Origin of the sequence: Streptosporangium sp. NPDC000509, assembly GCF_042898365.1 — a bacterium.
Taxonomy (GTDB): domain Bacteria; phylum Actinomycetota; class Actinomycetes; order Streptosporangiales; family Streptosporangiaceae; genus Streptosporangium.
Window position 1 is genome coordinate 1 of the sequence record NZ_JBIAYX010000010.1, and the last position, 25086, is coordinate 25086.

A 25086-nucleotide genomic window follows, 5' to 3' on the forward strand; every position below is an offset into this window, starting at 1 on the left:
CCTCTTTATGGGGCGGCCCACCCCCCCCCCCCCCCCCGGGGGGGGCCCGCCCCCCCCGCCCCCCCCGCGGCCCCCCCGGCCGGGGGGGGGGGGGGGGGGCCCGCCCCCCCCCCCCCCGCCACCGTACGGCCAGGGAGAAACTACGCGAACTCGGCCGCGACCAACTCGGCGATCTCCGCCGCGTTCAGGGCGGCGCCCTTGCGGAGGTTGTCGCCGCAGACGAACAGGTCGAGCGTGTTGGGGAAGTCGAGCGCCTGGCGGATCCGGCCCACGTAGGTCGGGTCGGTGCCGACGACCTCCGCGGGGGTCGGGAAGACGCCATTGGCCGGGTCGTCCATGACGACCACGGTCGGGGCGGCCTCAAGGATCCGGTGGGCGTCGGCGACGGTGATCTCACGCTCGAACGTCGCGTGCACGGCGAGCGAGTGGGTGGTGATCACCGGGACGCGGACGCAGGTCGCGGAGACCTTCAGGTCGTCGATCCCGAGGATCTTCCGTGACTCGTTGCGGAGCTTGATCTCCTCGGAGGCCCAGCCGCCGTCCTTGAGCGAACCCGCCCACGGCACGACGTTGAACGCCACCGGCGCCGGGAACGGCGACTCCTCGTCCCCGAGCTTGTTCTGCAGCGCCTTGCGCACGTCACCGGCGGTCTGCCCGATCGTACGGTCACCCGCGAGGGCCTCGACCTCGTCGTAGAGGCGGGCCGAACCCGCCACGCCCGCACCGGAGACCGCCTGGTAGGAGGCGACCACCAGCGCCCGCAGGCCGTACTCCTCGTGGAGGGCGCCCATCGCGGCCATCATCGACAGGGTCGTGCAGTTGGGGGTGGAGATGATCCCCAGCGGCCGCTCCCGCGCGGCCTCGGGGTTGACCTCCGGCACGACCAGCGGGACCTCGGGGTTCATCCGGAAGGTGCCCGACTTGTCGATGACGACGGCCCCGCGCTCGGCGGCGATCGGCACCCAGGTCGCGGAGACCTCGTCCGGCACGTCGAAGATCGCGATGTCGACGCCGTCGAACACCTCGGGGGCCAGCTCCTGGACGACGAGGTCCTCGTCACGGACCCGCAGGACCTTGCCGGCCGAGCGGGCGGACGCGACGAGCTTGATCTCGCCGTAGACGTCCTCGCGGCCGGAGATGATGTCACGCATGACGGTGCCGACGGCACCGGTCGCCCCGATCAGGGCGAGAGTGGGCTTGCGGCTCATCGCCCGCTACCTCCGTAGATCACGGCTTCAACCTGGTCCACATCGAGATCGAACGCGCGGTGCGCGGCGCTGACCGCCGTGTCCACCTCGTCCTGCCCGACGATCACCGAGATACGGATCTCCGAGGTGGAGATCATCTCGATGTTCACCCCCGCGTCGGCGAGGGCCGCGAAGAACGTCGCGGTGACGCCGGGATGCGAGCGCATCCCCGCCCCGATCAGCGAGATCTTGCCGATCTGGTCGTCGAAGAGCAGCGACTCGAAGCCGATGCGCTCCTGGATCTTCTTCAGCGCGGTGAGCGCGGCCGAGGCGTCACTCGTGGGCAGCGTGAAGGAGATGTCCGTCCGGCCGGTCGTCGCCGCCGACACGTTCTGCACGATCATGTCGATGTTGATCTCGGCGTCGGCGAGCGTTTTGAAGATCGTCGCAGCCTCACCGACCTTGTCGGGCACCCCGACAACCGTGATCTTGGCCTCGCTCCGGTCGTGCGCGACGCCGGAGATGATCGGCTGCTCCATCTCTGTTCCTTCGCTGTCGGGGTCGGAGACGACCCACGTGCCTTCCTTGGTGCTGAACGAACTTCTGACGTGGATCGGCAGGCTGAAGCGGCGAGCGTACTCGACACAGCGCAGGTGCAGGATCTTCGCACCGCACGCCGCCATCTCCATCATCTCGTCGTAGGAGATCTTGGGGATCTTGCGGGCGGCGGAGACGATGCGGGGGTCGGCGGTGAAGACACCGTCCACGTCGGTGTAGATCTCGCACACGTCGGCGTTCAGAGCGGCGGCGAGCGCGACCGCCGTGGTGTCGGAACCGCCCCTGCCGAGCGTGGTGATGTCCTTGGTGTCCTGCGAGACGCCCTGGAAACCGGCCACGATCGCGATCTGGCCGTTGTCGAGCGCCTCGCGGATCCGGCCGGGCGTCACGTCGATGATGCGCGCGCGACCGTGCGAGGAGTCGGTGATCACCCCGGCCTGGGACCCGGTGAACGAGCGCGCCTCCTGACCCAGGTTGGCGATCGCCATCGCCAGCAGCGCCATCGAGATGCGCTCACCCGAGGTGAGCAACATGTCGAGCTCGCGGCCCGGCGGAAGCGGCGAGACCTGCTGGGCGAGGTCGAGCAGCTCGTCCGTCGTGTCGCCCATCGCCGAAACGATCACCACGACGTCGTTGCCGGCTTTTTTCGTCGCGACGATCCGCTGCGCGACCCGCTTGATGCAGGACGCGTCGGCGACGGACGAACCACCATACTTCTGAACAACGAGCGCCACGAGATGTCTCCGAAGCAATCTAGGGCTGTGGAGCTCACAGTCTACTGGCGCCCTCGCTGAGACCCTCGGGTCAACCCAGCATGTGGACGATCACACCGTTGTGCGCTCCTCCGCGACATCGAGCCGCGTGTGGGCGACAAGCGCCTGAAGTGCTCGCATCGCCGCTCCGGCGTGGTTGCCCCAGGTGTTGAAATAGGAGTACTGCCACCACCAGAGCGCCTCAAGAGGACGCCCCGCCCTGTGATGCCGCAACCCGTGCAGGAGGTCGGCGGCCACCGCCGTCAGGTCGTCCGACAGGCGGTACGGGGTGACCACGGTGTCCTTGTAGGGGTCGAAGACCTCGGCGTAGTCGTCCACTGGCTTCAGCCTCTCGGCGAGGGCGGTACGGACGACGTCGACGTCCGGGTCCTCACCCAGATGCGGCTCCCAGTTGCCCGACAGGATCACGTCCTGGCTCGCGCCGAGCTGCGCGCCGGCCGAGCTGACCTGCGCGACCTCCACCAGCAGCAGCGGCAGGATGGCGTCGCCGCCCTCTCCGCCCGCCAGACGGGTCAGGCCGTCGATGTAGTTCTTCGCGTGCTCCGCGATCCGTTCCGCGAGAGCGCTCCACGCATCGTCAGACATCAAGGAGCCTTCTTCCTTCGAACGCGCGGCCCAAGGTGACCTCGTCCGCGTACTCAAGGTCACCGCCTACCGGCAGACCGCTGGCCAGTCGTGTCACTTTCAATCCCATCGGCTTGACCAGACGGGCGAGATAGGTCGCCGTCGCCTCCCCCTCAAGGTTGGGGTCGGTGGCGAGGATCAGCTCGGTGACCTGGCCGTCCGCCAGGCGGGCCATGAGCTCCCTGATGTTCAGATCGTCGGGGCCGACGCCGTCGATCGGGCTGATCGCCCCGCCGAGCACGTGGTAGCGACCCCGGAACTCGCGGGTCTTCTCGATGGCCACGACGTCCTTCGACTCCTCGACGACGCAGATCACGTGAAGATCGCGCCTGGTGTCGCGGCAGATCCGGCACTCCTCCTCCGCGGCCACGTTGCCGCAGACCCGGCAGAAGCGGACCCTCTCCTTGACCTCGAGCAGGGCGTGGGCGAGCCGCTTCACGTCGGCCGGCTCCGCGGCCAGCAGGTGGAACGCGATGCGCTGCGCGCTCTTGGGACCGACCCCTGGAAGCATGCCCAGCTCGTCGATCAGATTCTGGACGACCCCTTCGTACATGCCTAGAACCCGGGAAGCTGGCCGAGCCCGCCCCCGCCGCCCAGCCCCTGGGCGAGGGGACCGAGCTTCTCCTGCTGCAGGTCGGCGGCGGCGCGCACGGCGTCCCGAATGGCCGCGATGACCAGGTCGGCGATGGTGTCGGCCGTCTCCTGGGGATCGTCGGGATCCACGGCCTCAGGACTGATCTTGAGTTCGAGCAGCTCGCCCCCGCCGTTGACCGTGGCCACGACAAGTCCGCCGCCCGCGGAGCCCTCGACTTCCGCGTCGTTCAGCTCCTGCTGGGCGCTCACAAGCTGCTGCTGCATGAGCTGTGCCTGCTCCAGCAGCTGCTGCAGGTTGACATCCCCTGGGTTCACCGTCGTTGTGCTCCTCGTCCGTGACATCGGTCGTCACGAGCCTACGGGGTCCGGGCCGGGTGTTGTGTACTCGACCGAGCACGCGTTCCCCCTGGATGGGGATTAAACCCCCCGTCGGGCCTCGGTCCCCCCTCCAGACGTCCGAGACCCGACGCGACACGCGCCGGAGCGGCCGCACACGGCGTCGTGTGCTCGGAAGGTAACCCTCCGAAGGTTGCACACACGTTGCGGTCGTTCACTCACTCTTCGCACACCCTCTTTGGCCGAACGGGTTGCGAGCGCAGGCCCGACCGCCGATGCTTCGGCCATCGGCTCTATTCCGGGGGGATATGTGCGCGACGGCCACCGTGGAGCCGTCCAGACGGCCGACCTCGCCTCCTACTCGTCACGGCTGCGACGTCTGCACGAGACCTTGATCAGGGGCGAGCGGCCGACGGGCGAGGGACCCAGAAGCGTGATCTCCGCCTCATGGCGGCGATCGCTGGACGCCGGTGTCGACCCCGACACCGGGTCGGCCCCCATCGCCTTCGAGGGCGAGGACATCCACGAGGTCCGCTCGGCGCACCCGATGAGCGGGCTTCTGCCGGTCATCACCGGGACCCTTCTGGAGGCCGTCGACGCGGACGACCAGATCCTGCTCGTCACCGACGCCCTCGGCAGGGTGCTCTGGCGCGACGGCAACCGCCGGACGATGGACAGCGCCGACGAGGTGGGACTGGCCGACGGCTTCGACTGGAGCGAGGGCGCGATCGGGACCAACGGCCTGGGCACCGCGCTCGCCACCCGGAGACCCCTGCACGTCTTCTCCGCCGAGCACCTGGTCAGGGCGCTCCACTTCTGGTCGTGCTCCGCCGCGCCGATCGTCGACCCCGACAGCGGCGACCTGCTGGGCTGCGTCGACGTCAGCGGCACGACTCGCGTCATGCACCCGGCGAGCGTCGCCCTCGTCGAGGCCGCGGCGCGACTGGCCGAGAACCACCTCACCCTGCGCATGCTCGAACGCGACGAGCGGCTCAGACGCCGTCACGAGCGGCACCTGAGCACGCTGCGCGGCGAACCGGGCGCCCTGGTCACCGCGACCGGGCGGATCATCGCCGGTGACGACGCGCGCCAGTGGGGTGCCCGCGTACGCCTGCCGGAGACGGGCGACCGGGTGATCCTGCCCGACGGACGGAGCGCCTTCCTGGAGGGACTCGGCGGCGACGGCTTCCTGCTCCGCCTCTCCGGCCCGGCCAGGGGCCCCGTGCTCACCCTGTCCTTCCTCGGTGCGGAACACCCGACGGCGCACCTCGAAGGGGCCCGCCTGTCGCTCTCCCTGCGCCACGCCGAGATCCTCACGATGCTCGCCCTCAACCCCCGGGGCATGACCGCCGCCCAGCTCTCCTTCCACCTGTACGGCGACGCGGGCAACCCGGTGACCGTCCGCGCCGAGATCCACCGGCTCCGCGCCCAGCTCGGCCGTACGATCGCCGCCAAGCCGTACCGCCTCACCTGCGTGGTGGAGGCCGACTTCCTGGAGCTCAAGCGGCTGCTCGCGGCCGACGAGGCCGCCCCGGTCGCCCGCGCCTACCGCGGCCCCCTGCTGCCCCGCTCCGAGGCACCCGCCCTGCGCCTCGAACGGGAGGAGTTGGAGGGGCAGGTACGAGCCCGCCTGCTGCGGCGGGGAGGCCCCGAGGACCTGTGGGCCTACGCGGAGACCGAGCACGGCAGGAACGACATCCAGATTCTCGAACGCCTCGTCGTCGCGCTGCCCCGCCATGACCACCGCGCGGTGGCCGCCCGGATCCGTCTCGGCGGCGTCGGCCTGCCCTGAGCCCGCCGTGTCCGGTGATCCGATTAGCCCCGGAACCCGCCGGCACGGCCGATCTCGCTCCGCACAGGGTCCGGTTCCGCACAGGGGCCGGGGGCGTGATCCCGCTTCTCCGAGGGGTCGGGAGACTGACTCGCTTCCCGGCCTGAGGGCCGGAGCACTGCGGAGCGCCATGGAGCACTGCGGACAACTTCGGTGGCGACAGCGGCCGGGCAGCGGGCCGGCAGCGGACTGGCAAGGCATCGCCGGTGACGCCCCGTGCGACGGGATCCCTTCCGGTGGTGCCGGTTCCGTGGTGCCGGCGCCGTCAGGTGTGGTCGATCTCGCCGATCACCTGGCCCCCCAGCTCACGCTGGAGGAGGGCCATGCCACTGAGCGCGTCGACGTCGGCGTCCGCGTCGTTGAGCGGGTCGACCTCGTCGGCGTCGGGTGCGGTGCCGCGATCGCCTCGGGGAGGCACCGCGTCAGGCCAGGCCGCCGCCTTGGCGCCGGTCTTGGCCCTTGGGCCGGCCTGGGCCGCCGCCTTCGCCGCGGAACGGGCCGCGGCCAGACCGGGGCTCGACATGGAGTTGGGCGGGGGAGGTGAGCCGGGGTCCTCCGGCATGGGGGCGTCCGGCCAGGACTCGTCCGTCGCGGATGGGGCCTGTCCTGACGGAGCCTCTCGCGAGACCGCCGGTGACGGCCCGGAGGCGGGCGCCTGGCGTGCGGGCGCCTGCTGCGACCGTGCTGCCTGGTTCTGGGGGGCCTGGTTCTGGGAGGTCTGGTCGGCCTGGGGTGCGGGGTGCTGGGGGGCCGGGGGGTGCCTCGGGGCCGGAGGACGGCTCCCGCCGGAGGGAGGGGGCCCGTTGCCGACGACGGCCTCGACCTTCCAGGTTCCGCCCAGCACCTCCTGCAGCACCGCCGCGACGACCGCGTCCTTACCGCCACCGGTGAAGTTCTTCATCGCACCGACCTGGGCGAACCCGAGGGTGACGATCTTCCCTTCGACCCCGACGACCTGGGCGTTGGTGTTGACGTTGGCCCACACGACGATGCTGCGCCGCTTGAGCGCCGCGAGCACCTGCGGCCAGGCCTGCTGTACCGCTCCGGTTCCGGCTCCCGCCTCCGAGGCGGACGCCGTCGCCCGGTCGGCCGGCACGAAGGCGCCCGCGGCCTCGGGAGCCTGCTGGACGGGCGCCTGAGCCTGTCCCTGCCGCCCCTGCTGTCCCTGGCCCGGCGCGCCGGGCCTGGCCGCCGCGGGCCAGTCGTCGCCCTGTCCAGCGGACCCGGCGGGGGGCGCACCGGCGGGCGTCGCCGTCCGCGAAGGGGGCGCCGGGTTGACCACCGGTGCGGGATCTCGCTGCGGGAGGGCGACCGGAGCGGGAGCCGGGACGACTCCTCCCTTCTCCAGCCGCTCCAGGCGGGTGAGCAGCGCGGCCTCACCCTGGGCCGCGCCGGGGAGGAGGATTCTCGCGCACATGAGTTCGAGCAACAGTCGTGGCGAGGCCGCCCCGCGCATCTCGATCAGGCCCGCGTTGAGGATCTCCGCCGCGCGGGTCAGCTCCGCCGGCCCCATGGAGGCCGCCTGGGCCTGGAGCCGTTCCAGCTCGTCGCCCGGCCGGTCGAGCAGCCCGCTGGTGGCCGCCTCCGGCACATTCGCGAGAATCACCAGGTCCCGGAAGCGCTCCAGCAGGTCCATCGCGAACCGCCGGGGGTCGTGGCCGCCCTCGATCACCCGGTTCACCGCCTGGAACACCTGCGCGCCGTCACGACCGGCGAAGGCCGCGACCACGTCGTCGAGCAGGTCGCCGTCGGTGTAGCCGAGGAGGGAGACCGCGCGGGCGTACGTGATGCCCGCCTCGTCCGACCCGGCGAACAGCTGGTCGAGGATCGAGAGCGAGTCTCGGGCCGAGCCCGCACCGGCCCGCACCACCAGCGGGAGCGCGGCGGGCTCGAACGGAACCTTCTCCGAGGTGAGGATCTCCTCCATGAGCGCGCGCAGCGCGGCCGGCGGGATCAGCCGGAACGGGTAGTGGTGGGTCCGGGATTTGATCGTCCCGATGACCTTCTCCGGCTCGGTGGTCGCGAAGACGAACTTCAGGTGCGGGGGAGGCTCCTCGACGAGCTTGAGCAGCGCGTTGAAACCCTCGCGGGTCACCATGTGCGCCTCGTCGATGATGTAGATCTTGAAGCGCGAGGACACCGGCGCGAAGAAGGCCCGCTCGCGCAGGTCGCGGGCGTCGTCCACACCACCGTGCGAGGCGGCGTCGATCTCGATGACATCGAGGTGGCCGGGGCCGGTGGGCGCCAGCGCCACGCAGGACTCGCACTCCCCGCACGGGTCGGGGGTCGGGCCCTTCTCACAGTTCAGGGAGCGGGCCAGGATGCGCGCGCTGGACGTCTTGCCGCATCCCCTGGGCCCGCTGAACAGGTAGGCGTGGTTGATGCGCCCGCTGCGCAGTGCCTGACGCAACGGGTCGGTGACGTGCTCCTGCCCCTTGACCTCGGCGAAGGTCCCGGGCCGGTACTTGCGGTACAGCGCAAGACTCATGCGACGATCCCACCTGCGAGGGGTCTCAACGAAGAGACCCCTCGCACACCCGCCAGAGCCCGCTTATCCTTGCTGCCTTCCGGCCCTGGGGAGGTTCACAGGATGACGCCGCGCGAGGGGTCGACCCTCAGTCTAGCCTCAGATCCGAGTGGTCGGTGTCGGAAAACAGTGGTCCGCGCCACTCGGAAAGTTCGGTAAGCTTCACCACGGAGGATTCGCCTAGTTGGCCTAGGGCGCACGCTTGGAAAGCGTGTTGGGGGCAACCCCTCAGGAGTTCGAATCTCCTATCCTCCGCCATTGCTTTAAGCAGGCGATACGTTGAAGGGCCCCACCGTTCACGGTGGGGCCCTTCGGCGTTGACGGTTGCGGTTCTGGTTTCGGTTGTCCCTGTGGTGACAGCCTTTGATTCCGGAAGGGCTCGTCGCGACCTCGATGTGACCCACCCCGTACGGGGAAGACAGCAGGCACTCCGGACTCGGCGTGATGATAGTCGTCGCAGTCAGCCGTGCTGACCGGCGTGTGACGCGAGGTGCGGTGGCTTCAGTGCCGGACGCCGGTTCGGGCGGCCCGTTCCACTCGGGCGATCAGGCGGCTGTTGTGAGCGGCGTGCTGGAACCCCGGGGTGTGATGGGTTCCGTTCGTGATGTCGCGAGCCAGGCCGGCGTAGACCTCGCCCACGTTGATGGACGCGCCCGTCCAGATTTCGGCGGCGGTGGGACCGGTGCCGGTGGCGACGGGGCTGTCCGGCGCCGGGAAGTCCACGCTCGACGAGAGTGCGAGGTCGCCGACCTGGACACCGGCCGGGTGATCGCCGATCAGTTTCAGCCAGCCGTCCGATCCGCGGACCTCCAAGCTGAAGTGGGCATCGGGGGCGGGCACACCCGCCAGGATCTGTACTCCCACCGGGGCGCCGGATGAGGTCTTGACGATGGCGTCGAGATGGTCCGGGACCTCCCGGACGGATATCTCTCCGGTGTCGACCAGCTTCACCTGGGGCCAGAGGAGTTCTGTGCGGGCGTCGATCTCGGTGATGTCACCGAGAACCGCCTCGACCACATCCAGAACGTGGCCCGCGGCGATGGTGAGGAAGCCGGCTCCCGCCGCTGCCTTGTCGAAGTACTCGTACGCGCTCACCGACTCCGGACCGTTTCCGAAGGTCGTCGCGGCGACTCGCGCCGAGAGCAGCCGACCGAGCCGGCCCTGGGCGATGATTTCGGCCGCGCGGCGTACCGAGGGGTTCTGTCGGCCCTGGAGGCCGATCGCCGTGTGCAACGAACCCGCCGCGGCGGCCATCTCCTCTGTCTGCGCCAGGGTCGCGCCGAGCGGAGATTCGGAGTACACGGCCTTCTTGGCTGCGAGAGCCGCGAGCACGAGCTCACGGTGGGCCGGGACCTTGACCGCGACGGTGACGAGATCGATCGAAGAGTCGTGGATGAGTGCGAGCGGATCGGCGAACCAACGCTCCGCACCGAAGGCCTCGGCAGCGCGACGGGCGCTGTCCTCGTGCCGGGTCGCCACGGCCGCCAAGGTGAACTGCGGCTGTGCCGCCAGCGCGGGGATGTGCGATGCCCCTGCCCAGCTGGCCCGGGTGTCGGCACCGATGACACCGACGCGAATCACGCTGCTTGTCATGTTGTACTGCTCCGTTCAACGACCTGCGATCGCGGCACGACCGTTTCCGTACCGCCCAGCACAGAGTTCAGGTGGGGAATGCCCGGGTCCGCCCGAGCCGTTCTCAGCGGTCGATGGCGGCCATGTCGGCCTCGGCGTGGCGATCACCTGACGCCGGCGTCAGGTTGTTCAGCCGCGTGATCTGATCGGCGGTGAGCCGGATGGCGTCAGCGGCGCTGTTTTCCTCAAGTCGGTCGATGCGCTTGGTACCCGGAATGGGGGCGATGCCGTCCCCTTGAGCGAGCAGCCAGGCCAGGGCGACCTGCCCGGGCGTTGCCCCTGCCTCGTCGGCGATCTCGCGTACCTCGTCGACGATACGCAGGTTCCGAGTGAAGTTGTCGCCGGTGAAGCGGGGGTTGGTACGGCGCCAGTCGTCGGCGTCCAGTCCGTCGAGCGAGCGGAGGTCGCCCGTGAGGAAGCCGTGCCCGAGGGGTGAATAGGGAACAAAGCCGATCCCCAGTTCTCTCAGCGTGGGCAGGATGTGGGCCTCGGGATCCCGGGTCCACAGTGAGTACTCGCTTTGGACGGCGGCCAGCGGATGAATCGCATGAGCCCGGCGGATCGTTCCCGCGGCCGCCTCGGACAGTCCGATGTGGAGCACCTTGCCCGCGGCCACCAGCTCGCTCAGTGCTCCCACCGTCTCCTCGATCGGCGTACCGGGGTCCACCCGGTGCTGGTAGTAGAGGTCGATGCGGTCGGTTCCGAGCCGCCGCAGGGAGCCCTCGACAGCCGTGCGGATATTGGCGGGGGTGCTGTCCGGGCCCGGTCGACCGGTGTGGGAGACGAGACCGAACTTGGTGGCGAGAACAACCTCGTCCCGGCGGGTTTTGACGGCGCGACCCACCAGCTCCTCATTCGCGTAGGGTCCGTACACCTCGGCGGTGTCCAGATGTGTGACACCGAGGTCCAAGGCGCGATGGATGGTACGTACCGCTTCGCCCATGTCACGACCCGCGCCTGTGTAGAACGCCGACATTCCCATCACTCCCAGGCCGATGCGCGGCACCTCAAGCCTGCCCAGGCGCGTGATCTGCATCCTGTGGCACCTCCTTGGATCGACTACCTTCGCCGCACTCCCTCGCGAGGAACTCCGGGGAGATACGAACTTGATGCGTCAACATCGAAGCATGCCGAACTTGATGCGTCAACAAGTGACGGTAGAGTGGCCCGCATGGCCAAGACCACAGCACGGGCGACGGAACCGAATGCCGACACCGACGCCTCCGCGACGACAACGTCCGAAGCGGCGGAGTCCGCCGACCCGGCCGCCGCGACGCGCTGGCTGAGTCGCGACGAGCTGGCGGCGTGGCTGGCGAACTCCGCGATCATGATCAGCCTGCCGGCCGCCCTGGACGCACGCATGCAGCGCGAAGCGCAACTGACGTTCTTCGAGTACATGGTGCTGTCGGTGCTGTCCGAGGAGCCGGAACGCACCCTGCGGATGAGCGATCTGGCCACCCGGACGTCAGCATCGCTGTCACGGCTCTCGCACGTCGTCGGACGGCTGGAGAAGCGTGAGCTGCTTGAGCGAGCCCGGATTCCGGGCTCCGGCAGGCGTACTGTCGCGACGCTGACCGAGACCGGCTACCAGGTGGTCGTAGCGGCGGCACCAGGGCATGTCAAAGCGGTCCGCGAGTATCTGATAGACGAGCTCGAGCCCCATGACCTGGCAGCGTTGCGCCGCATCGGCACTGCGGTGGACGCGGCCATCAACCGTGCGATCCGACGGAGGTAGCGGTCCGTTGGCGCCTGGCCCTTGCGGCTTTCCCGTCCGAATTTGCTTAGTTAAAAGGGATATACGGACATATAGCGCAATAAGCCATCACCTTCCCCGCAGCCACCGGCATGTCGAGGTACTCCCAGGGCAGGGGAAGCGCCCCAAGCGGATCGAAGGGACATCGGGCGATGGATTTCAAGGATGACGCCCAGCTGGACAGCTCTCAGGTCGAGAGCCGTGGCGGCGGGGGGAGGATCCCCGGGGGTGGTATCGCGATCGGCGGCGGCGCGGCGGGAATCATCGCGCTCATCGTGGCCCTGATCTTCGGGATAAACCCCGGTGACATCACCGGTGGCTCCTCCCAACCGGCCCCGGTGGGCACGGGCTCCGACCTCACCGCCCAGTGCAGGACCGGGCAGGACGCCGACCAGAACGAGGAGTGCCGGGTGGTCGGCGTGGTCAACAGCATCCAGGACTACTGGCCGAAGGCGGTCCAGGGGTACGAGCCGGCCAAGACCGTCATGTTCTCCGGCCAGGTCGACACGGCCTGCGGCGCCGCCGACTCCTCCGTCGGCCCGTTCTACTGCCCGGCCGACCGCCAGGTCTACCTGGACCTCAGCTTCTTCAAGGAACTGGAGAGCAAGTTCGGCGCCAAGGGCGGCCCCTTCGCCCAGGCGTACGTCATCGGTCACGAGTACGGTCACCACGTCCAGAACCTCCTCGGCACCAACACCAAGGCCCAGCGGGGCCCGCAGCAGGGGCCGGAGAGCGGCTCGGTCCGGCTGGAGTTGCAGGCCGACTGCTACTCGGGCGCCTGGGCCAAGAACGCGTACGAGACCGGCCTGTTCGAGAAGCCGTTCACGAAGACGGACATCGAGGAGGCGCTCAGCGCGGCCTCGGCCGTGGGTGACGACAGCATCCAGGAGCGGACCCAGGGGCGGGTCAACCCCGAGGGCTTCACCCACGGGACATCAGCGCAGCGTGTCAAATGGTTCACCACCGGTTACGAGAGCGGCGACCCGGCCAGGTGCGACACCTTCGCCGGCAGCATCTAAAAAGGCCTGTGAGCTGCGACGATGGGAACCCGCCCGGCGGAGGGCGGGATTCTCTCCTAAACTACGTACTGTGATCTTCAAGTTGGTCGGCGACGAACGGCCCTATCCAGAACACGGCCTCTCGCATCGCGAGTGGGCGCAGATACCGCCGCGGCAGGTCCGGCTCGACACCCTGATCACCACGAAAGCGGTGCTCGACCTCCACTCCCTGCTCGCCAAGGACTCCACGTTCTACGGCGATCTGTTCCCGCACGTGGTCCAGTGGCGCGGCGACCTCTATCTGGAGGACGGCCTGCACCGGGCGCTGCGTTCCGCCCTGCACCAGCGCTCGGTCCTGCACGCCCGGGTCCTGGACCTGCCCGCCGAGAGCTGACGGGACATACGAAAAGCCCTCGGGGCGCTCACGCGCCCCGAGGGCTTTTTCTGTGGCGGTGGAGGTGGGATTTGAACCCACGGATAGGTTGCCCCATCACACGCTTTCGAGGCGTGCGCCCTCGGCCACTAGGCGACTCCACCGCGGAGCAGCTTACCGGATAACCGCTATTGCTCGCGCATCCGGCGAGCGGTGAAGAACTCGGTGAGAACCGCCGCGCATTCGTCGGCCAGAATCCCGCCGAGCACCTCCGGCCGGTGGTTCAGGCGGCGGTCCCTGAGCACGTCCCAGAGCGACCCCGCGGCGCCGCCCTTGGGGTCCGCGGCGCCGTAGACGACCCGATCGACCCGGGCGAGCACGGCGGCCCCCGCGCACATGGTGCAGGGTTCCAGGGTGACCACCAGCGTGCAGCCGCTCAGCCGCCACTGGCCGCGGGCCTTCGCCGCCTGCCGCAGGGCGAGCATCTCGGCGTGCGCGGTGGGGTCGACCGAGAACTCCCTGTCGTTTCCCGCGCGTGCCAGCACGGAGCCGTCAGGGCCGAGGACGACCGCGCCGACCGGCACGTCTCCGCGGGCTCCGGCCTCGGTCGCCTCCGCCAGCGCGAGCCTCATCTCCGGGACGTAGCCCACCGGTGTCAGGCCGGTCATCACACGTCCCCCGGCGCCGAATCGGCGCGTACGCCCACCGGCGCCCGACCGGTCGTCGCACGCCCGTGCCAGGCCGGTGTCCCCGAAGCCGTGCCCGTGAGGCGCGGATCCGCAGCGGTCACAGCGCGCTCGTCGGCACCGGGCCGGGCACGGCGCCCCGTCACCGCAGCCGGTCGAGCTCGTCGCCGAACGCCAGCCGTTCGGCGATCACCGAGAGTGTGTCCGCGGGCAGCGCGCCCTCCTCCATGCTGAGCTCGACGAGCTCCTCGGAGCTCAGCCCGAGGTCTTCCAGCAGCTCGAAGTCACCCGCGGGCCGCACGCCCAGGTCGGGGGTGTCCTTGTCCACCGCCACCCCGGCGAGCTCGGTGAAGAGCTCTCCCAAGTCGTCGGAGAGACCCGCATGAGCGTCGGACAGGAAGGTGCGCGGCTCCAGGTCGCCCTGGTATCGAACGATCGCGAACCACTCGTCCTCCACCTCCACGCACAGCAGGGCGAGCTCGTCACCGGTGAGTCCCAGGTGCTCCTGGACGGCGTCGCCGAGATCGTCGACGATCTCCGCCTCGCCGAGGTCGATCTCCGCACCGTTCCAACCGTCCGCCGTACGGACGAAGGCGGCGGAGAACACACTGCTGGATGGTCTGGAGGGCATGGCCGATCTCCCGAGGTCAGCCGAACACAGAGTCGATGGCGCGTTCGAACGGCTCGGAGAACCCCAGCCGCGCGGCGATGCTCGACAGGACGTCCTCGGGGAGGAGGTCGATATCCCCTGACAGGATGCCGAGCTCCATCTCGTCGAGGCCCAGGTCCGCGAAGATGGAGAGGTCTCCCGCGGGGAGCGCCGTCTCCTCGTCCTGGAGGATCGCGTCGAGCTCGTCCTCGTCGGGAACCGGCACGTCCAGGTATTCCAGCGCCTGCTGCGCGAGCGGGAAGTCCCAGGACGCGGCGATGTCGGAGAGGAAAACCTCGACTCTCTCACCGAACACCCGTAGCGCCACGAAGAACTCATCCCCAACGGCGACAAGGCCAATCGTGCCGTTCGTGCTCGGCTGCTGGCGCAGGGCGTGGATGAGGCCCTCAAGGTCGGAGGTGAGCGCCACCGGGAGCATCTCCGCCTCCCAGCGATCGTCCTCGCGGTAGATCACGATGGCAAAGTCCAGTGAGTCTTCGTCTGACATGGCCATCCCCACCGAATGCTTTCTCTACGGAGGTCAATGCTTTCAGAAGCGAAGCACCGACGTGGGCCTCTCCGACCAAATTGTGATCAAATCCGAAGTGAGGGGGCGATGTCCGACGAGTGGCCCGTCGTCCCCCGGCTCATCGTCGCCCGCCGGTCCAGGATACCTTTGACCACCATGGAAACCCTGGTCGTCGACCATCCCCTGGTGGCTCACAAGCTGACCGCGCTGCGGGATGTGAACACCGACTCTCCCACCTTCCGGCGTCTCGCCGACGAACTGGTGACCCTGCTGGCCTACGAGGCGACCAGGCAGGTCCGCGTCACCGAGTGGTCGGTGGAAACCCCCGTGGCCCCCGCCGAAGGTGTGCGGCTCGCGCACCCGTACCCGCTGGTGGTGCCGATCCTGCGCGCGGGGCTGGGCATGCTGGAGGGGATGACCCGGTTGCTGCCGACGGCCGAGGTGGGTTTCCTCGGGATGATCCGCAACGAGTCCACGCTGGAGGCGGAGACCTACGCCACCCGCCTGCCCGACGACCTCTCGGGCCGTCAGGTCTACGTGGTCGACCCGATGCTGGCCACCGGTGGCACCCTCGCCGCCGCGATCAAGTTCCTCTTCGACCGCGGTGCCGACGACGTGACCGCGCTGTGCCTGCTCGCCGCGCCCGAGGGGATCGCTCATCTCGACGAGGTCTTCGCCGGCACCGGCAGACCGATTCGCCTGGTGACGGCGGCTCTGGACGAGCGGCTGAACGAGCACGGCTACATCGTGCCCGGCCTGGGCGACGCGGGAGACCGTCTCTACGGCGTCGTCTGAGACACCCCGCCCGCCACTCCCCGTACGGCGCCCGCCGGAACGCTCCGGGAACCGCCCCGGCAATTCCAGCACCATCCTTTTCCCTTAAAGGATGGTTCTTCTACTCACCGGCCGTTACATAATGCGGTTGTCCGGGTACGAAGCGTGGCGAAGATATCTCTTCTGTGTCCCCGGTCCGCCGAGGCCGCGGGCGCACACCAGGGAGAACCATGAGCGAGCGAATCATCCCGGACACCGAGCCGGACCCGTACGCGGACTTCAGTGCCGCGCTCAGGGACGAGTTCTCGGAGATCCATCCGGCGGCCACGGTGACCCGCTGCATAGAGGCGGCCCACTACGGAGCGCTGGAGGTCGTCGGTCACGCCCATCCGGCGCTGGTCGAACGGATCGCCCGCAAGCACCTTGAGGTCCTCGCGCTGGTCGCGAGTGAGCGCGGGTGACGCGGGCGACAGGGGATGGCGGGTGCGTCGGACGGTAGGTGCTCCGCGAGGACCTTCGAGGGGTTCCTCGCGACGCTTACAAGACCGCATCGATCGATATCGGCCGATGCGCTTTACCTCGGCATGGCCCTGGGTAATGTATATGCGGGTGCAGTGGGTGAGCGGTAGTAGGAGGCCAAGGTGCAGGTCAAGAAGGTCCTAACGTACGGTTCCATTGGATTTGTGGCGTTTTACCTGTTCACACGACCAGGTGACGCGGCCAGTGCGGTGAAGGGTGCCATGGACACGGTTTACACGGCGGCCGATTCTCTGGCCCAATTCGTCTCACATCTGTCATGAGGCTCGTGACCCACGGGGATTCCGCCCCCTCGTCGGTCAACCGCTACTTACTCCCCCACGAACACCAGGTCATCATGGTGCGGCGCCACCCGGCCGTGCTGCTTCGCGCGGTCGCCGAGGTCTTCGGCGGCCTGATCCTCGCGGGACTGCTGAGCAAGTGGTTCGGTGACCAGGGCGGGGGCGGCGTGCTCGTCGTCGTCTGGTGGGCCTGGCTGCTGCTGCTGATCCGCTTCGTCTGGAAGGTCGCCGAGTGGTCCGTCGACTACTTCGTCGTCACCTCCAAGCGGATGCTGCTCACCACCGGGCTGATCACCCGCAAGGTCGACATGATGCCGCTCGGCAAGGTCACCGACATGAGTTTCCAGCGCTCGATTCTCGGCCGAATGCTGGGATACGGCGAGTTCGTCCTGGAATCGGCCGGTCAGGACCAGGCGCTGTCGAGAGTCAACTACATCCCCTACCCGGAGACCCTCTATCTGGAGGTCTGCCAGATGCTCTTCCCCGGAGGGAACGACTCGGACGACTGACGTCCATGTCAAGGGCGCAGGAGCCGTTGACACTTTCCGGTGAGGATTTTTCACTCGGGGTTACCTGATTCGGCAGCTTCATGCAATCATGGCGAGGAACATTGACCATCCTTCGCCCTGAGAGATCAGATGCCGAGTCAGGGAACCATCGGTGACCGCGTCCGCGGACTTCGCCTGAGCAGGCGCATGTCCCAGGCCCAGCTCGCAGGGCCGGACCTTTCCGACAGTTATGTCTCCCTCATCGAGTCCGGCAAGCGGACGCCGACCCCCGTGGTCGCCCGTCTGCTCGCCGAGCGACTGGGATGCACCACCGAGTTCCTGCTGCACGGGATCGAGCCGCGGCAACGCATCGACACCGAACTCGGCCTGCGCCACGCGGAGCTGGAGCTCCTCCACGGCGACCCATCCGTCGCGGCTGACCGCTTCGGCGAGATCGTGAAGGTCGCCGGCGAGGAGAACGTCATGCTGGCCGCGCACGCGCGGTTCGGCCGCGCACGCGCGCTGGAGGTCCAGGGCGAGATCGGCCCGGCGGTGAAGGCGTTCGAGCGGCTCCGGCACGAGGCGGCCGCCCACCCCGAGCGTCTGGCCGACCTGCCGCTGGCGGTCGCGCTGAGCCGCTGCTACTTCCTCGCCGGAGACACCCTTCGCGCCCGCGACCTCGCCGCCCACGCGCTCGGCGAGGTCAACCGGCTGCCCCTGTCGCAGGGAGAGATCGCCGTCGAGCTGGCCGTCTCCCTGATGGAGATCACCGGCACTCGAGGGGCCGACTCGCCGAGCATGTCCTACGTTCGGAACATCCTCTCGGTCAACGGTGTCCCCGCCGCGGTCAACCGCACCGCGGAGATCCACGCCCTCTGGCGGGCGAGCGTCACCGCCGCCGACGGTGAGGACTCGGCGCTCGCCGTCCGTCTCGCCGACGACGCGATCGCGACCGGACGCCCGGCGCGGATGGCCTCGCAGCTCGCCCTCGTCGCGATGGGCTGGGCGCGTCTCGCCGCCTCCACCGGTGACGAGCCGCTCGACGAGGCCCGCGAGCTCGCGACCGCCGCGAGTGAGGTCTTCGCCGTATTCCCCGAGCACGCCCAGGAACACGCCAGGAGCCTTGTCGTACGCGCCCACGTCCAGCTGGGGGTCGACGACGCCCAGGGTGCGGTCACCCTGGCCAGAACCGCTCTCGACATGCTGGACGGCCAGGCGGGTCCCATCGGGGCGACCGCGCAGCTGGTTCTCGCCCGCGCCGCGCTCTCCCGGGGGCACGACGTCGAGGCCACGATGGCCCTGGACACCGCGAAGCTGTCGCTGAGCGACGTCCGGCACGAGTTCTCCTTTACCGGCCGGGAGGCCGCCCGGGTCTGGCGTGACCTCGGAGACCTGTACGGTCAGGCCGGTGTGGTCGAAGAGCAGACCGGTGCGTATCGTAAGGCTCTTGAGGCTGCCGGAGTGCGCGATGCGATGGTGGGCGTGACGGTCGATTCGGCGCTGGTCCGTTAAGACATTCCCGCTCCTGGAGTTCCAGATTTGTTTTTGCGCCTCCGGAATAACTAGGGTCTACCAGTCATTGATTCGTAGGATGATTGGTTTCTCCGGAGGAGGCGGACGGTGAGTCTGCGTACGGCGCAGCGAGCATCCCTCGTCGACCAAGTGATCGATCAACTCAAGGAGCAGATCACTTCTAACTCCTGGCAGATGCACGCGAAGATTCCTACCGAGACCGTGCTCGCCGAGCAACTGGGGGTCGGGCGCAACACCGTGCGTGAGGCGGTGCGCGCCCTCACCCACGCCGGCCTGCTGGAGTGCCGTCAGGGCGACGGGACGTACGTCCGTGCCACCAGCGAGCTCTCCGGGGCCATGCTGCGGCGGCTGCGCACCGCCGAGCAGCTCGAAATCCTGGAGGTGCGACGCGCGCTGGAGGTGGAGGCCGCCAGACTGGCCGCCACCAGGCGCACCGACGCCGACATCGCCGCTATCGAGGCGGCGCTGGCCGAGCGGGAGCGAGCCTGGGAGCTGGGAGAGCCCGACGCGTTCGTCGAGGCCGACCTCGCCTTCCACATGGCGGTCGTCCGAGCCACCCACAACCTGGTGCTGATCGATCTCTACGAGGATTTCTCGGCGGCGCTGCGTGCCAGCATCACCGCCGCGGGAACCTCGCTGAACAGCACCCTGAACAGCACGTACATCCCGCACGAGGCGATCGCCCGCGCCATCGCCGTCGGTGACGCCGCCGCCGCCGAGCGCGCGGGCCACGCGTGCATGGAGCACATCCTGATCGCCCTGACGGAGGAGCAGGAGCTCCCTCTCTGACCCCCGTCGCTTCCTCTCATGTCGCGGGGGGGCCCCCCCCCCGGGGGGGGGGGCCCCGCCCCCCCGGGGCCGCCCCCCCCGGGGGGGGCCCCCCCCGGGGGGGGCGGGGGGCCGCCCCCCCCCCACCCCCCCCCCCCCGGCCCCCCCCCCGGCGGGGGCCCCCCCCCCCCGGGGGGGGGGCCCCCCCGCGACATGAGAGCGCCTGACATGCGAGAGGGCACCCGGCAGGAGAGGCCGGTATGGGTTCGGGACGGACGCGGAGAGCGCTCGTATCGAGCACTCGTCTCGAAACGGCGCGGCCAGCGGCAGGGTCCGATCAGGTGAGGCGCAGGGACATCACGAGGTAGCGGAAAGCGGGGTCGGCATCGCCGGGAACCTCCGTGATGAGGGCCGGTCGGCTCGGTGACTCCATGTTGAGCCTGACGAGCTCGGTCTCGACCCCGTGCAGGCCGTCGAGCAGGAACTGGGACTGGAAGGCGATCTGGATGTCGCCACCGGAGATCTCCGCGTCGACGACCTCGGTGCCCCGGCCGATGTCACCACCGCCCGCCTGGATGAGGACCTGCCCCTGGGCGAAGGAGAGCCGGACCGCGGTGTTGCGCTCGGCGACCAGCGCGACCCGTTTGATCGCGTCGATGAACGGCGTCACCGGCAGGTCGGCCCTGATCGACCAGTCGTCGGTGAGCCGCGAGCGATAGTCGATGAACTGCTCGTCGAGCAGGCGGACCGTGGTGGCCCGGCCGATGCTCTCGAAACCTGCCACGCCGTCGCCCAGCGCGACCGACACCTCGCCGCCGCGCAGCGACCTGGCCACATCGACGAGCACCCGCGCGGGCACCATCGCGGCGGCCGTGGTTCCGGCCGTCTCCGGGCGCCAGTCGAACTCCCTGGCCGCGATGCGATAGCGGTCGGTGGCGGCCATGGTCACGTCGTCACCGGAGATGTCGACCCGGATGCCGGTCAGCATGGGGAGGCTCTCGTCGCGGCTCGCCGCCGGGGCCACCTGATTGACCGCGCTCGCGAAGACCACACCGCCGACCGCGCCGATCTTCGGCGGCATCTCGGGCAGGGAGGGGAAGTCCTCGACCGGCATGGTCAGCAGGCCGAACTCCGCGCTTCCGCAGGTCAGAACCGCTTCGGAGCCGCTGGTGAGGACCTCCACCACCTCGCCGGGCAGGCTGCGGGTGATCTCCGCGAGGATCCGGCCCGGGATCAGCACCCGGCCCGGCTCCGCCACGACGGCCTCGATCGAGACGCGGGCGGAGACGTCGTAGTCGAAGGCCGACAGCACGAGGTCGCCGTCGTCGGCCTCCAGGAGCAGGCCGGACAGGACGGGGATCGCCGGTCGGTTCGGCAGCACCCGGGCCACCCAGGCCACGGCGTCGGCCAGGACATCACGGTTAACCTGGAACTTCACCTGATCATCCCTTCGTCCCGAACGGCACACCGGGCGCGGAAGCCGTACTTCAACAGCACGCTATCCGCTGAGACCGACAGAACCGGTACCCGGCCGAAGAAAAGCGGATCGTCCGCGCGGGCGCCGAGATGAGCCGGCTCGTCGGTGCGCGACGTGCTCGCCGGGAACGGGCTCGGCAGGTCGACCGCGCGGACGTCAGGGGAGATCGCGTCGAGGCGAGTCAGCCGCGGGCGGCGTTGAGGTAGGTCAGGACGGCGAGCACGCGACGGTTGTCGTCGTCGGAGGGTGCGAGGTCGAGCTTGGCGAAGATGCTGGCCGTGTGCTTGCCGACCGCGCTCTCGCTGAGGAACAGCCGCTGGGAGATCGCCGCGTTGGAGCGGCCCTCGGCCATCAGCTCCAGCACCTCGCGCTCGCGCGGGGTGAGCGCGCCGAGTGGCTGGTGCCTGGCGGTGCTCGCCAGCAGCTTCGCGATCACCTCGGGGTCCATCGCGGTGCCCCCCGCCGCCACCCGGCGGACCGCGTCGACGAACTGCTCGGCGTTGAAGACCCGGTCCTTGAGGAGATAGCCGATCGCGCCCGAGCCGTCGGCGAGGAGCTCTCGCGCGTACAGCTGCTCGACGTGCTGGGAGAGCACGAGCACCGGCAGGCCGGGGATGGCCTGGCGCGCCGCCAGCGCGGCCTGGAGGCCCTCGTCGGTGAACGTGGGCGGGAGGCGCACGTCGACCACCGCGACGTCGGGTCGCAGCCCGGTCAGCGCTCCCAGCAGCTCCGGCCCCGACTCGACGGCCGCAACCACCTCGAAGTCGTGTGCCTGGAGCAGGTGGACCAGGCCGTCCCTCAGGAGATACAGGTCTTCGGCGATGACGACTCTCAGCATCGGTCCAACCATAGGCGGGCCGGCAGGACCTCCGCCAGCCGCTGCTGGCGGGCGTGCATGACGGGGATGAGCGTGCCCGCGGTGTACATGGACAGGCCCAGGAGAATGTTGAAGACGATCAACGGCCACTGCAGGGGTTCTGGCAGGTAGAGCGCGAGAACCCAGCTGCGCTGCTCGGCATCGAAGATCTTCATGAACATCGCCACCAGCCCCTGCGGGAAGAGCGGGAGCCAGCCGAGCCCCCAGCAGATCCCGACGATGATCGCCTTGCCTCGGGGCAAAGACGACTTGCGGTCCGGCCCGCTCTCCCCCGAAAGGGCGTTGGGCAGGTCGAACGTGGCGGTGGTCGGGCCACCCTTCGGGCTGTTGACCACGAGCACCCCGTCGAAGGCCGCCAGCCTGCGCTCGATGCCGCGCAGGCCGCTGCCCAGGGACGGGTCGGCGCCCCCCGAGCCGTCGTCGGTGACCACCACCCGCAGCGCGCGGTCGTTGCTGCTGATGTCGATCCACACCCGCTCGGCGCCGCCGTGACGGGCCGCGTTGGTGAGGAGCTCGCTGATCGAGAAGTAGGCGGCCGACTCCACGGGCGAGTCGGGGCGACTTGCCAGGTCCACGGTGACGGTGACCTTCAGCGGGCTGTCCAGCGCGAGGGCCCGCACGGCATCGCCGAGGCCGCGCTCGGCCAGGACCGGAGGGTGGATGCCCTTGACGAGGTCGCGCAGCTCGACGAGCGCCGTGGAGGATGCCTCCCTGACCTTGCCGAGCAGGGCCTTGGCCGCCGCGGGGTCCTTGTCCATCAGCTCTTCGACCGCGCCGAGCGTCATGCCCATCGCGACGAGCCTCGCCTGCGCCCCGTCGTGCAGGTCGCGCTCGATCCTTCGCAGCTCGGAGGCCTGGGAGTCGACCGTCGCCAGGCGGGCCTGGTCGAGTCGCTGGACCCGCGCCGCGAGCACGGCCTTGGCCGTGGGCGACAGCAGCAGGTGGTTCCACCGCGCGTACCCCCGCAGCAAGGCGGGCGTCGTGAGCAGCGTGAGGGCCACGGCGATCGCCAGGAGCGGCGAGCCGGCCGCGGGGAGATCGGACCGGAGCGTGAGCAGGGCGTACCCGGCCAGGAGGAAGGGCAGCAGCAGGATGGTGCCGGCCAGCGGGTTGAAGAAGACCCAGAGCCCGTCCCGCCAGGTGGCCGGGTCACCGAACATCCACTTCAGGCGGTTGTTCCAGTCGGGCCACCGCGGTGTCTTGTAGAGCTGGCGCTCGTAGCGGTACCAGCCGTCGGGCTGGGGACGCACCGGCAGCGGGGGTGGCAGGTAGGGGACCGGCACCGCGGTCCCGAGCCACGTGTCGTTCAGCCTCCTCGCCACCCCCGTGCGAAACCTGAGCAGCCGGACCATCGGCGGGAAGCAGAAGATCATTCCCAGCCCGAACGTCAGCAAGGACGTGACCAGGATCACGACGACGAGGGCCGCGTCCAGCAGCGCCATCGCTCCCAGGACGAGTGCCCTGCCGACCGTCACCGCGTACGTCTTCATGGGTCAAGTGTCGGTGATACGTCCAATATGTGCCCAGTGGTGGAGGGTGCCCTGCGGGGGTGGGGGTAGCCACACCCCCCTCGGGTGCCTGGCCCGCCCCCGCCGGGGGTGTAGACGGATTCTCCGCGTGCGGCGCGGCTCGTAGCGTCGGTGAGCATGAAGGTCATCGAGGTCAGCAACCTCCGCAAGCGGTACCGCGACCAACTCGCGGTGGACGACGTCTCGTTCACCGTGGAGGAGGGCGAGATCTTTGGAGTTCTCGGCCCCAACGGCGCCGGCAAGACGACCACCGTGGAGTGCGTCGCGGGTCTGCGCGTCCCCGACTCCGGCACCGTCAACGTGCTCGGAGGTCTGCACCGCACCGAGCTCAGGGAACAGCTGGGGGTCCAGCTGCAGAGCTCCGCGCTGCCGGAGAAACTCAAGGTGTGGGAGGCGCTCGACCTGTACGCCTCCTTCTACCGGAGGCCCGCGGACTGGGTGAAGTTGATGGAGCGCGTCGGGCTCGCCGACAAGCGCGACACCCCCTACGGCAAGCTCTCCGGCGGCCAGCAGCAGCGGCTCTCGATCGCGCTTGCCCTGGTCGGCACTCCCCGCGTGGCGATCCTGGACGAGTTGACCACCGGCCTGGACCCCCAGGCCCGCCGCGACACCTGGGAGCTCATCGAGCGGATCCGCGAGGACGGCGTGACGATCCTGCTCGTCACGCACTTCATGGAGGAGGCCGAGCGGCTCTGCGACCGGCTCGCCCTGATCGACTCCGGCCGGGTGGTCGCGATGGACACCCCGTCCGGCCTCATCGCCAGGGTCGGCGGGCGGCAGACCGTCAGGTTCCGGTTGTCCGGGCCGCTCGACGACTCCAGGCTCGAAGCCCTTCCCGAGGTCACCGGGGTGAGCCGCAGCGGCGGGCAGGTCGCGGTCACCGGCACCGGCAACCTGCTCCTCGCGGTCACGACAGCCCTCGCCGCCGCGAATGTCGTACCCACCGACCTGCGCGTGGAGCAGGCCACCCTCGACGACGCCTTCCTCAGCCTCACCGGAAAGAAGATCTCCTCATGAACAAGATGCTCCTGACCGAGGCCAAGCTCTTCCTGCGGGACCCGGGCAGCCCGATCTTCGCGATGCTGCTGCCTCTCGCCCTCCTGATCGCGCTGGGACAGATCCCCGGCTTCCGGGAGGCGACCCCCGAGCTGGGCGGGGAGCGGGTCATCGACACCCAGCTGCCCGGCATGATGGTGATCCTCGCGGTGGTGACGATGGCGCTGACCGTCCTGCCGGCGACGCTGGTGAGTTACCGGGAGAGCGGCGTGCTGCGCCGGATGTCCACCACCCCTGTCCACCCGATCCGGCTGCTGGTCGCCCAGCTCGCCAACAACCTCGTGGTGGCGATCGTCGCCACCGTCCTCCTGGTCGGCGCGGGCCATCTCGTCCTGGGGTCGATCCTGCCCAGGAGCCCGCTCGCCTTCGCGGGGGTGTTCGTGCTCGGCACGGCCTCGATGCTGAGCCTGGGACTGCTGATCGCCGCCGTGGCGCCCAACGCGAAGGTGGCGCCGGGCATCGGCTCGCTGCTGATGTTCCCGCTGCTGTTCATGGCGGGAATGTGGATTCCCCGGGAGCTGATGCCCGACCTGGTGCGGCGGATCGGGGACTTCCTGCCCATGGCGCCGTTCGCCGACGCGCTCCGCGCCACGTGGGCGGGACACGCGCCGCAGCCGCTGCACCTGGTGGTGATGGTGGCGACCGTGCTGGTCATGGGCGGGCTGGCGGCGCGGTTCTTTCGCTGGGAGTAGCCGGTGCGGCCTACGGTCCGCCGG

25 protein-coding genes, 2 tRNA genes and 1 other RNA gene are annotated in these 25086 nt (G+C 69.5%); 12 read left to right on the plus strand and 16 right to left on the minus strand.

The window, feature by feature from the left end; translation table 11 throughout:
- Positions 1-140 precede the first annotated feature (140 nt).
- The 5 genes from ACFY3D_RS19020 to ACFY3D_RS19040 form a co-directional block, all read right to left on the minus strand.
- A complete protein-coding gene (locus ACFY3D_RS19020; RefSeq protein ID WP_362907535.1) occupies positions 141-1208 on the minus strand; it encodes an aspartate-semialdehyde dehydrogenase in 1068 nt (355 codons plus the stop codon).
- Complete coding sequence (locus ACFY3D_RS19025) at positions 1205-2479, minus strand: aspartate kinase (RefSeq protein WP_350941786.1); 1275 nt, start codon at positions 2477-2479, stop codon at positions 1205-1207. The genes ACFY3D_RS19020 and ACFY3D_RS19025 overlap by 4 nt, the downstream gene beginning before the upstream one ends.
- A 90-nt stretch (positions 2480-2569) precedes the next feature.
- A complete protein-coding gene (locus tag ACFY3D_RS19030) occupies positions 2570-3103 on the minus strand; it encodes a DUF5063 domain-containing protein (protein WP_350941788.1) in 534 nt (177 codons plus the stop codon).
- The gene (gene recR / locus ACFY3D_RS19035; RefSeq protein WP_350941789.1) at positions 3096-3695 is read right to left on the minus strand and encodes a recombination mediator RecR; all 600 of its coding nucleotides are present in this window, start codon (positions 3693-3695) and stop codon (positions 3096-3098) included. The genes ACFY3D_RS19030 and recR overlap by 8 nt, the downstream gene beginning before the upstream one ends.
- A 2-nt stretch (positions 3696-3697) precedes the next feature.
- A complete protein-coding gene (locus ACFY3D_RS19040) occupies positions 3698-4051 on the minus strand; it encodes a YbaB/EbfC family nucleoid-associated protein (protein ID WP_362907532.1) in 354 nt (117 codons plus the stop codon).
- Between the two features lie 331 nt (positions 4052-4382).
- On the opposite strand from ACFY3D_RS19040, the gene ACFY3D_RS19045 reads away from it, so the two are divergent.
- Positions 4383-5864, plus strand: a complete 1482-nt coding sequence (locus ACFY3D_RS19045) for a GAF domain-containing protein (protein ID WP_350941791.1) — start codon at positions 4383-4385, stop codon at positions 5862-5864.
- A gap of 304 nt (positions 5865-6168) precedes the next feature.
- On the opposite strand, the gene ACFY3D_RS19050 is transcribed toward ACFY3D_RS19045, so the two are convergent.
- Both ACFY3D_RS19050 and ffs read right to left on the minus strand, forming a co-directional pair.
- Complete coding sequence (locus ACFY3D_RS19050) at positions 6169-8391, minus strand: DNA polymerase III subunit gamma and tau (RefSeq protein WP_389980981.1); 2223 nt, start codon at positions 8389-8391, stop codon at positions 6169-6171.
- Between the two features lie 29 nt (positions 8392-8420).
- Positions 8421-8516: signal recognition particle sRNA small type (gene ffs, locus ACFY3D_RS19055), an RNA gene on the minus strand.
- Positions 8517-8599: 83 nt separating this feature from the next.
- On the opposite strand from ffs, the gene ACFY3D_RS19060 reads away from it, so the two are divergent.
- Positions 8600-8688: transfer RNA gene (locus ACFY3D_RS19060), tRNA-Ser, on the plus strand.
- 243 nt (positions 8689-8931) lie between these two features.
- On the opposite strand, the gene ACFY3D_RS19065 is transcribed toward ACFY3D_RS19060, so the two are convergent.
- Positions 8932-10023 (minus strand): Gfo/Idh/MocA family protein, encoded by a 1092-nt coding sequence (locus ACFY3D_RS19065; RefSeq protein ID WP_389775924.1) that lies wholly within the window; start codon positions 10021-10023, stop codon positions 8932-8934.
- 103 nt (positions 10024-10126) lie between these two features.
- The gene (locus tag ACFY3D_RS19070) at positions 10127-11098 is read right to left on the minus strand and encodes an aldo/keto reductase (RefSeq protein ID WP_389980984.1); all 972 of its coding nucleotides are present in this window, start codon (positions 11096-11098) and stop codon (positions 10127-10129) included.
- Between the two features lie 135 nt (positions 11099-11233).
- Between ACFY3D_RS19070 and ACFY3D_RS19075 the strand changes: the two genes are divergently transcribed.
- From ACFY3D_RS19075 to ACFY3D_RS19085, 3 genes are all read left to right on the plus strand, one after another.
- A complete protein-coding gene (locus ACFY3D_RS19075; protein ID WP_389980986.1) occupies positions 11234-11797 on the plus strand; it encodes a MarR family winged helix-turn-helix transcriptional regulator in 564 nt (187 codons plus the stop codon).
- A 170-nt stretch (positions 11798-11967) separates the two neighbouring features.
- Positions 11968-12834 carry a neutral zinc metallopeptidase gene (locus ACFY3D_RS19080; RefSeq protein WP_389980988.1) on the plus strand — a complete coding sequence of 289 codons (867 nt, stop codon included), beginning with the start codon at positions 11968-11970 and terminating at the stop codon, positions 12832-12834.
- A 70-nt stretch (positions 12835-12904) separates the two neighbouring features.
- Positions 12905-13207 (plus strand): type II toxin-antitoxin system VapB family antitoxin, encoded by a 303-nt coding sequence (locus ACFY3D_RS19085; protein ID WP_329087971.1) that lies wholly within the window; start codon positions 12905-12907, stop codon positions 13205-13207.
- Between the two features lie 53 nt (positions 13208-13260).
- Here ACFY3D_RS19085 and ACFY3D_RS19090 read toward each other — a convergent pair.
- The 4 genes from ACFY3D_RS19090 to ACFY3D_RS19105 all read right to left on the minus strand — a co-directional run bounded on the left by ACFY3D_RS19090 (position 13261) and on the right by ACFY3D_RS19105 (position 15029).
- Positions 13261-13350 (minus strand) — tRNA-Ser (locus tag ACFY3D_RS19090).
- Between the two features lie 24 nt (positions 13351-13374).
- On the minus strand, positions 13375-13854 hold the full coding sequence (tadA, locus tag ACFY3D_RS19095; protein WP_350941796.1) for a tRNA adenosine(34) deaminase TadA: 480 nt from the start codon (positions 13852-13854) through the stop codon (positions 13375-13377).
- Positions 13855-14014: 160 nt separating this feature from the next.
- Positions 14015-14503: a tRNA adenosine deaminase-associated protein gene (locus tag ACFY3D_RS19100; protein WP_350941798.1), complete on the minus strand. Its 489-nt coding sequence runs from the start codon at positions 14501-14503 to the stop codon at positions 14015-14017.
- Positions 14504-14519: 16 nt separating this feature from the next.
- Complete coding sequence (locus ACFY3D_RS19105) at positions 14520-15029, minus strand: tRNA adenosine deaminase-associated protein (protein ID WP_362517691.1); 510 nt, start codon at positions 15027-15029, stop codon at positions 14520-14522.
- A 177-nt stretch (positions 15030-15206) separates the two neighbouring features.
- On the opposite strand from ACFY3D_RS19105, the gene upp reads away from it, so the two are divergent.
- The 5 genes from upp (at position 15207) to ACFY3D_RS19130 (ending at position 19452) form a co-directional block, all read left to right on the plus strand.
- Positions 15207-15845 (plus strand): uracil phosphoribosyltransferase, encoded by a 639-nt coding sequence (gene upp, locus ACFY3D_RS19110; protein WP_350943520.1) that lies wholly within the window; start codon positions 15207-15209, stop codon positions 15843-15845.
- Positions 15846-16054: 209 nt separating this feature from the next.
- Complete coding sequence (locus tag ACFY3D_RS19115; protein WP_350941801.1) at positions 16055-16285, plus strand: hypothetical protein; 231 nt, start codon at positions 16055-16057, stop codon at positions 16283-16285.
- A gap of 335 nt (positions 16286-16620) precedes the next feature.
- Positions 16621-17151 carry a PH domain-containing protein gene (locus ACFY3D_RS19120; protein ID WP_344742919.1) on the plus strand — a complete coding sequence of 177 codons (531 nt, stop codon included), beginning with the start codon at positions 16621-16623 and terminating at the stop codon, positions 17149-17151.
- A gap of 129 nt (positions 17152-17280) precedes the next feature.
- On the plus strand, positions 17281-18642 hold the full coding sequence (locus ACFY3D_RS19125; RefSeq protein ID WP_389980990.1) for a helix-turn-helix domain-containing protein: 1362 nt from the start codon (positions 17281-17283) through the stop codon (positions 18640-18642).
- A gap of 108 nt (positions 18643-18750) precedes the next feature.
- Positions 18751-19452: an FCD domain-containing protein gene (locus ACFY3D_RS19130; RefSeq protein ID WP_350941803.1), complete on the plus strand. Its 702-nt coding sequence runs from the start codon at positions 18751-18753 to the stop codon at positions 19450-19452.
- A gap of 316 nt (positions 19453-19768) precedes the next feature.
- On the opposite strand, the gene dnaN is transcribed toward ACFY3D_RS19130, so the two are convergent.
- The 3 genes from dnaN to ACFY3D_RS19145 form a co-directional block, all read right to left on the minus strand.
- Positions 19769-20869 (minus strand): DNA polymerase III subunit beta, encoded by a 1101-nt coding sequence (gene dnaN / locus ACFY3D_RS19135; RefSeq protein ID WP_350941805.1) that lies wholly within the window; start codon positions 20867-20869, stop codon positions 19769-19771.
- Between the two features lie 220 nt (positions 20870-21089).
- Positions 21090-21743 carry a LuxR C-terminal-related transcriptional regulator gene (locus tag ACFY3D_RS19140; protein WP_389981428.1) on the minus strand — a complete coding sequence of 218 codons (654 nt, stop codon included), beginning with the start codon at positions 21741-21743 and terminating at the stop codon, positions 21090-21092.
- A complete protein-coding gene (locus ACFY3D_RS19145; protein ID WP_389980992.1) occupies positions 21740-23275 on the minus strand; it encodes a sensor histidine kinase in 1536 nt (511 codons plus the stop codon). Before ACFY3D_RS19145 ends, ACFY3D_RS19140 begins: the two co-directional genes overlap by 4 nt.
- A gap of 156 nt (positions 23276-23431) precedes the next feature.
- On the opposite strand from ACFY3D_RS19145, the gene ACFY3D_RS19150 reads away from it, so the two are divergent.
- A complete protein-coding gene (locus ACFY3D_RS19150) occupies positions 23432-24331 on the plus strand; it encodes an ABC transporter ATP-binding protein (RefSeq protein WP_389980994.1) in 900 nt (299 codons plus the stop codon).
- Positions 24328-25062 (plus strand): ABC transporter permease, encoded by a 735-nt coding sequence (locus ACFY3D_RS19155; RefSeq protein ID WP_362901879.1) that lies wholly within the window; start codon positions 24328-24330, stop codon positions 25060-25062. Before ACFY3D_RS19150 ends, ACFY3D_RS19155 begins: the two co-directional genes overlap by 4 nt.
- Positions 25063-25086: the final 24 nt, after the last annotated feature.

Coding starts and splice junctions, on each gene's coding strand:
- ACFY3D_RS19120 (WP_344742919.1), top strand. CDS start 16,621: ATGAGGCTCGTGACCCACGGGGATTCCGCCCCCTCGTCGGTCAACCGC.
- ACFY3D_RS19105 (WP_362517691.1), bottom strand. CDS start 15,029: ATGTCAGACGAAGACTCACTGGACTTTGCCATCGTGATCTACCGCGAG.
- ACFY3D_RS19100 (WP_350941798.1), bottom strand. CDS start 14,503: ATGCCCTCCAGACCATCCAGCAGTGTGTTCTCCGCCGCCTTCGTCCGT.
- ACFY3D_RS19020 (WP_362907535.1), bottom strand. CDS start 1,208: ATGAGCCGCAAGCCCACTCTCGCCCTGATCGGGGCGACCGGTGCCGTC.
- ACFY3D_RS19145 (WP_389980992.1), bottom strand. CDS start 23,275: ATGAAGACGTACGCGGTGACGGTCGGCAGGGCACTCGTCCTGGGAGCG.
- ACFY3D_RS19155 (WP_362901879.1), top strand. CDS start 24,328: ATGAACAAGATGCTCCTGACCGAGGCCAAGCTCTTCCTGCGGGACCCG.
- ACFY3D_RS19065 (WP_389775924.1), bottom strand. CDS start 10,023: ATGACAAGCAGCGTGATTCGCGTCGGTGTCATCGGTGCCGACACCCGG.
- ACFY3D_RS19075 (WP_389980986.1), top strand. CDS start 11,234: ATGGCCAAGACCACAGCACGGGCGACGGAACCGAATGCCGACACCGAC.
- ACFY3D_RS19050 (WP_389980981.1), bottom strand. CDS start 8,391: ATGAGTCTTGCGCTGTACCGCAAGTACCGGCCCGGGACCTTCGCCGAG.
- ACFY3D_RS19080 (WP_389980988.1), top strand. CDS start 11,968: ATGGATTTCAAGGATGACGCCCAGCTGGACAGCTCTCAGGTCGAGAGC.
- ACFY3D_RS19070 (WP_389980984.1), bottom strand. CDS start 11,098: ATGCAGATCACGCGCCTGGGCAGGCTTGAGGTGCCGCGCATCGGCCTG.
- recR (WP_350941789.1), bottom strand. CDS start 3,695: ATGTACGAAGGGGTCGTCCAGAATCTGATCGACGAGCTGGGCATGCTT.
- upp (WP_350943520.1), top strand. CDS start 15,207: ATGGAAACCCTGGTCGTCGACCATCCCCTGGTGGCTCACAAGCTGACC.
- ACFY3D_RS19030 (WP_350941788.1), bottom strand. CDS start 3,103: ATGTCTGACGATGCGTGGAGCGCTCTCGCGGAACGGATCGCGGAGCAC.
- ACFY3D_RS19150 (WP_389980994.1), top strand. CDS start 23,432: ATGAAGGTCATCGAGGTCAGCAACCTCCGCAAGCGGTACCGCGACCAA.
- tadA (WP_350941796.1), bottom strand. CDS start 13,854: ATGACCGGCCTGACACCGGTGGGCTACGTCCCGGAGATGAGGCTCGCG.
- ACFY3D_RS19125 (WP_389980990.1), top strand. CDS start 17,281: ATGCCGAGTCAGGGAACCATCGGTGACCGCGTCCGCGGACTTCGCCTG.
- ACFY3D_RS19115 (WP_350941801.1), top strand. CDS start 16,055: ATGAGCGAGCGAATCATCCCGGACACCGAGCCGGACCCGTACGCGGAC.